Here is a 7,383-nt window from a genome sequence, read left to right as displayed (position 1 = left end):
TCGCTTGGTAGCCGGGTGTAGGTAGCTGCAAACGCGTTTTCGGGGGGGGGGCGCCGCTGCACGGCGTGACCCCACGCGCCGCGACCCCGGGCGTCTCACGCCGCGCGCCGCGACCCGCGCGGGCGCAGCGCCGGCGTTACTTCTTGTACGCGTCCAGGGAAGCCTGCAGGATCGCCTCGGCCTCAGCCTTGTCGCCCCAGCCGGAGCCGGTGACTTCCTTGTTCGGCTCCAGGTCCTTGTAGTGGACGAAGAAGTGCTCGATTTCGTCCTTGAGGAACTGGGAGACGTCGGAGATGTCCTGGTAGTGGTCGTAGCGGACGTCGTCAATCACGCACAGGAGCTTGTCGTCGCCGCCGGCCTCGTCGGTCATCTTGAACACGCCGAGCGGGCGGGCCTTGACGGTCACGCCGGGGAAGACCGGCTCCGGGGTGATGACCAGGGCGTCGAGCGGGTCGCCGTCATCTGCCAGGGTGTGGTCGATGTAGCCGTAGTCGGCCGGGTATGCCATCGGGGTGAACAGGTAGCGGTCGAGGTAGACGCGGCCGGTTTCGTGGTCTACTTCGTACTTGTTGCGGGAACCCTTAGGGATTTCGATGATGACCTCGATAGCCATTGGGAAGCTCCTTTTGCTCGGTTCGGAATGGGATTCGTTGGTAATCGTACTTCGCGGCTCAGCCCCGTGGGTGGTGTGGGTGCTTGATCGCCTAGCTAACACGCCTAGCTAACTACCCAACAAACTATTGCTTAAACCGTACTAAAAATAGTACGCTTCAAGCATGAGTCGGCTAATTTCACGAAAACCAACGTACCGTGACCGCCTCCGCCAGGCTGCACGTGAGAATGATGGTTTTGTTACGCCGACCATCGCTGCGGATTATGGCGTGCCAAAGGTTGAGCTGCGCAAGCTTGCCCAGCGTGGCGCTTTTGAAAAGGTGCACCGTGGCGTCTATTGGGATCCGTTGTACCCCGCGGATGAGCACACGGAGATTCGTGGGATCTTGAGATCGCTCGGCGATGAAGCCTACTTAGCGGAAGACTCCGTCTTAGCCCTTTTTGACCTTGCAAACGTTAACCCGAGGGTGATAACCATTGCGTCGCCCCAGCGTCATCAAAGGGAGCTGCCGGACAACATCCGCGTTATCAAGCCCAAGCGCGCCGAGGATATTCATCTATACAAAGGAATCCCATGCCAGCCGCTGGTGACCGCATTCGAGGATGCCGCTCCAGGCATCATGCGAGAGCGTCTCGTGGCGGCGATCAGGAAAGCGCGCGAGGAAGGGTTGTTGTTGCGCCGTGAATACCGCCAACTGATGGAGAAATTCAGCGATGAAGACTTATGATTCCCCACCCGCCAATCTGCAGTCTTTGCAGGCGCGTGTGGCCCAGCAGGAGTTGGGCCAAGACGATGCGAACCGTCGACATTTCTTGATGGCCATGGTTGTGGTGTCTCAGATGATGCCCGAAGGCATGGTTATTAAGGGTGGTAGTGCCATGGTGCTTCGATACGGCACTGGTGTGAGACGAACTACGGATGTGGACTCAGCGCGGGCGCTGGCGGAAGATGACGTCCTTGATCTTTTTGAAGAGAACCTCCGTGACGGTTGGGCTGGGTTTACTGGTGTTTTGAAACAGCTGAAAAAGCCATCTCCCCGTGATGTTCCCTCGGATTATGTGACCTCAAAGTTCCAAGTAAAGCTTGGCTTTCGCGGTAAGAGCTGGAAGAGCGTCGATTTTGAACTTGCTCAAAACGAAATTGGTTCCGCAGCGTCGTCGCACTTAGCCATGCCTGATGAACTCGTGAATTTGTTTACTGCGATTGGGCTTCCGGCGCCTGAGCCGGCGCCGGTTATGGGTGCCGAGTACCAAGTTGCGCAGAAGATTCATGCTCTTACTTCACCTGGAAGCGAAAGAGCCCATGATCTTGTGGATCTGCAATTGCTGGAGAAACATGAGGCAATAGATCTGGGGCAAACGAAGCTTTTGTGTGAGAGACTGTTCCGCTACAGGCAGCGACAGGCGTGGCCGCCGATGCTTACTCCTGGGCAGGGGTGGAAGGAACTGTACGACACAGCTCGGGCGAGCCTTCGGGATCCAGCTGATGTTGCCGATTATGACGGGGCGCTGTGCTGGTTTGGACGATTCCTGGAGGACATAGTTCTGTGTACTACCCTCAACAGCGATGAGTAAGAGCAGCGCACAGCGGATTGGTACTTGGGTGGTTTCGGCGTTGGCGTTGACGGCGGTCGGCGGTGTCGCGGGCTTTGGTGTTGCGGCGCACGAGCAGCTTTCGGCGCTTGAGCACGCCCCGGCCTACGAGCTGCCCGCGGCCAGCCAGCCCCTCACTCCGGCTACCGGGGCGCCGATCGAGCAGCACCTGCTTGCCGACGCCTTAACGCACGCCGCCCAAAACCCCAACCTTGGCCAGTTCCACGCCCACATCACTGATGCGACCACGGGCAACGTTGTCTTTGAGCAGATGGCGGATGTGCCGTTGCGCCCGGCGTCTACAACCAAGGTGCTCACCGCGGCGGCGGCACTGTATGAGTTGGGGCCGAATGACACGCTGACCACCACCATCTACCGGGATGGGGATGCTGTGTATATCAAGGCCACGGGGGATGTGTGGATGGGGCAGGAGGGGGTGGACGAGGTGGCGTCGATAAGCAGTGGTGCCCGCGCTGTGTATGTGGATACCTTCCAGTGGGCGGGGCTGCCGGAGATGATGCCGGGCTGGGACGAGCTGGATATTGATGGTGGCTATGTGGCGCCGCTGCAGCCGCTGATGCTCAACGGTGGGCGCGGGCTGGAGCATGAGACGGGCGACGTGCCGCGATCGCACACCCCGGCGCTGGACGTGGCGCAGGCCGTGGCCGACCGGGTGGGGGCTACCGAGGTCGGTGTGGCCCCGGTGCCGGAGGGCGCCGAGAAGGTCGGTGCGGTGGAGTCGCCGACGCTGGTGGAGCGCATGGAGACGATGATGAAGCGCTCCGACAACGTCTATGCCGAGGCGATCGCCCGCGAGCTGAAGGAACACACCGGTAAGGACCCGCTGACGGTGCTTGCGGAGCGCGGTTTCACCACCGCCGGCTGTGTGATTGAGGACGGCTCCGGCCTGTCCACCCTGAACCTGATCACCCCGCGGCTGTTGGACGAGATTCTTGCGGACGCCGCGATGAACACCCCGCTTCGCCCGCTGCTGGCAACCCTGCCCGTGGCTGCTGGCGAAGGCACCTTGATCGACCGCTACGGGGATCTGGATGGGCGTGGCTGGGTGCGCGCGAAAACCGGCACGCTTGATGACACCTCGGGACTTGCCGGCACGGTGACCAGCGTCAACGGCAACGTGTACACGTTTGCGTTCCTCTCCAACGGCTCCAACATCCTGGACGCGCGCCGGGCGATGGATGAGATGGCATCGATCCTGCGGGAGTACTGATGGCTGAGCCTTTCTGGCCGCGCAAGAGCCCGCACTTTCTTGCTTGCCGACGCGCCGTGCGCCTGTGTTGGCAAACGTCCCATGGCGGGGATACTGGCGGCCCTGTTGTGATCGGCCTTTCCGGCGGGCCGGATTCGTTGGCGCTGGTGGCTGCGGCTCTTGCGGAGGGTGTTCCGGTGTTGGCCGTGGTGGTCAACCACAACTTGCAGGAGGGATCTGCGCAGGTTGCTGGGGAGGCTGCGGTGCAGGCGAGGGCGCTTGGGGCGTCGACAAGAATCGTGCACGTGGATGTGGACGTGGAGCGTGGCGGCAGCGTGGAGGCGGCGGCGAGGCGGGCTCGCTACGCTGCGCTATTCGAGGTAGCGGCGGAAGTTGCGGGTGATCGGGCTGAAGTGTGGGTGGCCCACACCGCGGACGACCAGGCGGAGACCCTGCTGCTGGGCGCCTTGCGCGGCAACCCGTCTGGCATGCTGCAGCGAAGCGGCAACCTGGTGCGCCCCTTTCTCTACCTGCGCCGCGCCGATACGGTTGGCGCCTGTACAGAGCTGCACCTACATCCCTGGCACGACCCGATGAACGCGGACCCGGCGTTTCGGCGCGTTGCCATGCGCACCGAGATCATCCCCGCGCTATCGGAACTGCTTGGCGGCGACGCCGTCCCGGCGCTTGCCCGCACCGCGGACCGGATCGCGCAGAGCAACGAGGTTATCCGCGAGCTGGCTAGCGCCAGTACAGAGATGGACTGCGAGGAACTGGCGGCGCTGCCCGCGGTGGTGAGGCGCTTTCGGATTCATGCGTGGCTCGTTGAAAAGCATGTGCACCCAAACGGTGCCCAACTCGACGCGATTGAGCGCCTTGTTACCCACTGGCGCGGCCAGGTTGGCGTGGAGTTGGCCGGTTCCCAGGCGGTAAAGCGTGAGGCTGGGCGGCTAGTTGTTGTGCCGTGTGGCCGTGAAGTGGCAAGATAGGCGGGGTTACAAGACAGGGAAGGGCACCCATGACTGAGCTGCATGACACCAAAGATTTCAACGTCCCGGCGAACCGCTACGGCGACGATGTGGAAGCGATCCTGATCTCGGAGGAGGTGCTGCAGGAGCGCATCCAGGAGCTCGCCGACATGATCAGCGAGAAGTACAAGGATTCCGCCGAGGACCTGATCTTGGTCTGCGTGCTCAAGGGCGCGGTCTTTTTCCTTACGGATTTTGCGCGCAAGCTGTCCATCCCGTGCGAGATGGAGTTCATGGCCGTGTCTTCCTACGGCAACTCCACTACCAGCTCTGGCGTGGTGCGCATTTTGAAGGACCTGGATAAGGAGATCGCTGGCCGCGATGTGCTGGTGGTTGAGGACATCATTGATTCCGGCCTGACCTTGAGCTGGCTGTTGAAGAACCTGTCTGGCCGCAACCCGAAGAGCCTTGAGGTGGTCACGCTGCTGCGTAAGCCTGAGGTGCAGACCGCCAAGATTGACCTGTTGGATGTGGGCTTTGACATTCCGAACGAGTTTGTCATCGGCTACGGCCTGGATTACGCGGAGCGTTACCGTGACCTGCCGTATGTGGGCACGTTGCACCCGCGTGTGTACTCGGATGCGTCTGAGGATTAGAAGCTAGTTAACTTTCACGGATTACATGAGCAAAAATCAAAACGTTTTGCGGTGGGGCCTGTTTGGCGCCACCGCGCTGATCGTCCTGTACCTGCTTACGTTGATTGGGGACGATTCCCGTGCCTACCAGCCGGTTGACACTTCCGTTGCGCTTGAGCAGCTGGAGAAGGGCAACGCCAAGGAGGTGCAGATTGATGATCGGGAGCAGCGCGTCCGGATTGAGCTGAGGGAGCCCATTACTGTCGACGAACGCGAGAACGTCGAAGCCGTCTCCACCCAGTACCCGGCGCGCACAACTCCGACGATCTTTGACGCAGTCAAGTCCTCCGGGGCCGATAGCTTTAAGACGAATGTGACGCAGGAATCCTTCCTGATGTCCATGTTGGGCTTCATGCTGCCGATGGTCCTGATCTTCGGCCTCTTGATGTACATGATGTATCGCATGCAGGCCGGTGGCGGCATGTTTGGCATCGGTGGCTCCAAGGCGAAGAAGCTGGATAAGGACAACCCGACGAATACGTTTGCGGACGTGGCTGGTGCCGATGAGGCGGTGGATGAGCTGCAGGAGGTTGTGGATTTCCTGACGGATCCCACGATTTATGAGCAGCTGGGTGCCAAGATTCCGCGCGGCGTGCTTTTGTATGGCCCGCCGGGTACCGGTAAGACGCTGCTTGCCCGCGCCGTTGCCGGTGAGGCGGGCGTGCCCTTTTACTCCATCTCTGGTTCTGACTTTGTGGAGATGTTCGTGGGCGTGGGCGCCTCGCGTGTGCGTGACCTGTTTAAGCAGGCGCGTGAGAACGCGCCGTGCATCATCTTTGTGGACGAGATCGATGCCGTTGGCCGCCAGCGTGGCTCCGGCATGGGCGGCGGCCATGATGAGCGCGAGCAGACCCTGAACCAGTTGCTGGTGGAGATGGACGGCTTTGACGGCCGCGAGGGTGTCATCCTGATCGCTGCGACGAACCGTCCGGACATTCTGGATCCGGCGCTTCTGCGCCCGGGCCGCTTTGACCGTCAGATTCCGGTGACCAACCCGGACATGACGGGTCGCGCGAAGATTTTGAAGGTGCACGCCAAGGGCAAGCCTTTGGCCAAGGACGTGGACCTGGATGCGTTGGCGAAGCGCACCGCCGGCATGAGTGGTGCGGACCTTGCGAACGTGCTCAATGAGGCGGCGCTTCTGACGGCGCGCATCGGCGGCAACGTGATCACTCCGGATGCGTTGGAGGAGGCCACGGACCGTGTGATTGGTGGTCCGCGCCGCTCCACGAAGATCATCTCGGAGCACGAGAAGAAGGTCACGGCCTACCACGAGGGCGGCCACACGCTGGCTGCCTGGGCGCTGAAGGATATTGAGCGCGTGTACAAGGTGACCATCCTGCAGCGCGGCAACACCGGTGGTTTTGCCATGACTGCGGACGAAGACGACAAGGGCATGTACAACCGCGACGAGTTGTTTGCCCGCATGGTCTTTGCCATGGGTGGCCGAAGTGCTGAGGAGCTCGTGTTTGGCACGCCGACCACGGGTGCCTCCAACGACATTGAGCAGGCCACGAAGATCGCGCGCGCCATGGTTACGGAGTACGGCATGTCTTCGGTGCTTGGCACGGTGAAGTACGGCGAGGCCCAGGGGGATCCGTTCTCTGGCCGCGGCGCCGGCGCCAGCCTGGAGTACTCCCCGGCGGTTGCAGAAACTATTGATAGGGAGATGCATGAGCTTCTGGACGCCGCGCATGAAACCGCCTACTCCATCCTGTCGAAGTACCGCGATGAGCTGGACACGCTGGTGACCAAGCTGCTGGAGAAGGAGACGCTGCGCCGCCCTGATCTGGAGGCGATTTTTGACACCATCGAGCCGGAGCGCCCCGAGCTTCCAGCCCATGACGTGCGCTTTGTGCGCCAGGCGGGCCGCGAGCCGGTGAAGACTCCGGTGGAGCTGGCCAAGGAGCGTGGCGAGGAGCCGCCGAAGCGTTTCTCCATTTTGGAGGCGTCGAGGCAGACGCGTGAGCGTCGCCGCCGGGAGCGAGAAGCGATGGGCGGCACAATGGGTGGGGCGCCGAAGCACGCGAAGCCGGGGTCCTCGCGCTGGCAGCCGAACAAGCCGGGCCAGCCTGGCCAGCCGCACTACGGTGGCCCGACCCCGCCGCCGGGCTGGACCTACCCGGGCCAGCAGCAGGGCCAGCAGGGCCCGAACCCGCAGCAGGGCCCGAACCCGCAGCAACAGGGCCCGGGCGAGAGGCTGGGTGGGGTGCGTGGGGGCGTCGATAAGCAAGAGGCCCCAACGGAGGAGATTGGCTTCCGCCTGCCCGAACACGAACAGCCAGACCACCCGGAGGAGAAGTAG

7 protein-coding genes are annotated in these 7,383 nt (G+C 62.1%); 6 read left to right on the top strand and 1 reads right to left on the bottom strand.

The window, feature by feature from the left end; translation table 11 throughout:
* Positions 1-136 precede the first annotated feature (136 nt).
* Positions 137-613, bottom strand: coding sequence for an inorganic diphosphatase (locus HMPREF3104_RS04385; RefSeq protein WP_052206108.1), 477 nt, complete (start codon positions 611-613; stop codon positions 137-139).
* Positions 614-776: 163 nt separating this feature from the next.
* Here HMPREF3104_RS04385 and HMPREF3104_RS04380 point away from each other — a divergent pair, with 163 nt between their 5' ends.
* Genes HMPREF3104_RS04380 through ftsH form a run of 6 tightly spaced genes read left to right on the top strand, consistent with a single transcriptional unit; the run spans position 777 to position 7,383 of the window.
* Entirely contained in the window at positions 777-1,340 is a 564-nt protein-coding gene (locus HMPREF3104_RS04380; RefSeq protein ID WP_052206110.1) for a type IV toxin-antitoxin system AbiEi family antitoxin domain-containing protein, read from the top strand.
* Positions 1,327-2,187 (top strand): nucleotidyl transferase AbiEii/AbiGii toxin family protein, encoded by an 861-nt coding sequence (locus HMPREF3104_RS04375; protein ID WP_052206111.1) that lies wholly within the window; start codon positions 1,327-1,329, stop codon positions 2,185-2,187. Before HMPREF3104_RS04380 ends, HMPREF3104_RS04375 begins: the two co-directional genes overlap by 14 nt.
* The gene (dacB, locus tag HMPREF3104_RS04370; protein ID WP_070494546.1) at positions 2,180-3,436 is read left to right on the top strand and encodes a D-alanyl-D-alanine carboxypeptidase/D-alanyl-D-alanine endopeptidase; all 1,257 of its coding nucleotides are present in this window, start codon (positions 2,180-2,182) and stop codon (positions 3,434-3,436) included. Before HMPREF3104_RS04375 ends, dacB begins: the two co-directional genes overlap by 8 nt.
* On the top strand, positions 3,436-4,404 hold the full coding sequence (gene tilS, locus HMPREF3104_RS04365; protein ID WP_083278926.1) for a tRNA lysidine(34) synthetase TilS: 969 nt from the start codon (positions 3,436-3,438) through the stop codon (positions 4,402-4,404). The genes dacB and tilS overlap by 1 nt, the downstream gene beginning before the upstream one ends.
* 29 nt (positions 4,405-4,433) lie before the next feature.
* Positions 4,434-5,039: a hypoxanthine phosphoribosyltransferase gene (hpt, locus tag HMPREF3104_RS04360; protein WP_180950581.1), complete on the top strand. Its 606-nt coding sequence runs from the start codon at positions 4,434-4,436 to the stop codon at positions 5,037-5,039.
* Between the two features lie 25 nt (positions 5,040-5,064).
* Entirely contained in the window at positions 5,065-7,383 is a 2,319-nt protein-coding gene (ftsH, locus tag HMPREF3104_RS04355; RefSeq protein ID WP_070494545.1) for an ATP-dependent zinc metalloprotease FtsH, read from the top strand.

Source organism: Corynebacterium sp. HMSC30G07 (assembly GCF_001806945.1).
GTDB classification, from domain to species: domain Bacteria; phylum Actinomycetota; class Actinomycetes; order Mycobacteriales; family Mycobacteriaceae; genus Corynebacterium; species Corynebacterium riegelii.
The sequence above is the reverse complement of the archived record's forward strand: the minus strand, read 5'-3'. Positions and strand labels throughout refer to the sequence as shown.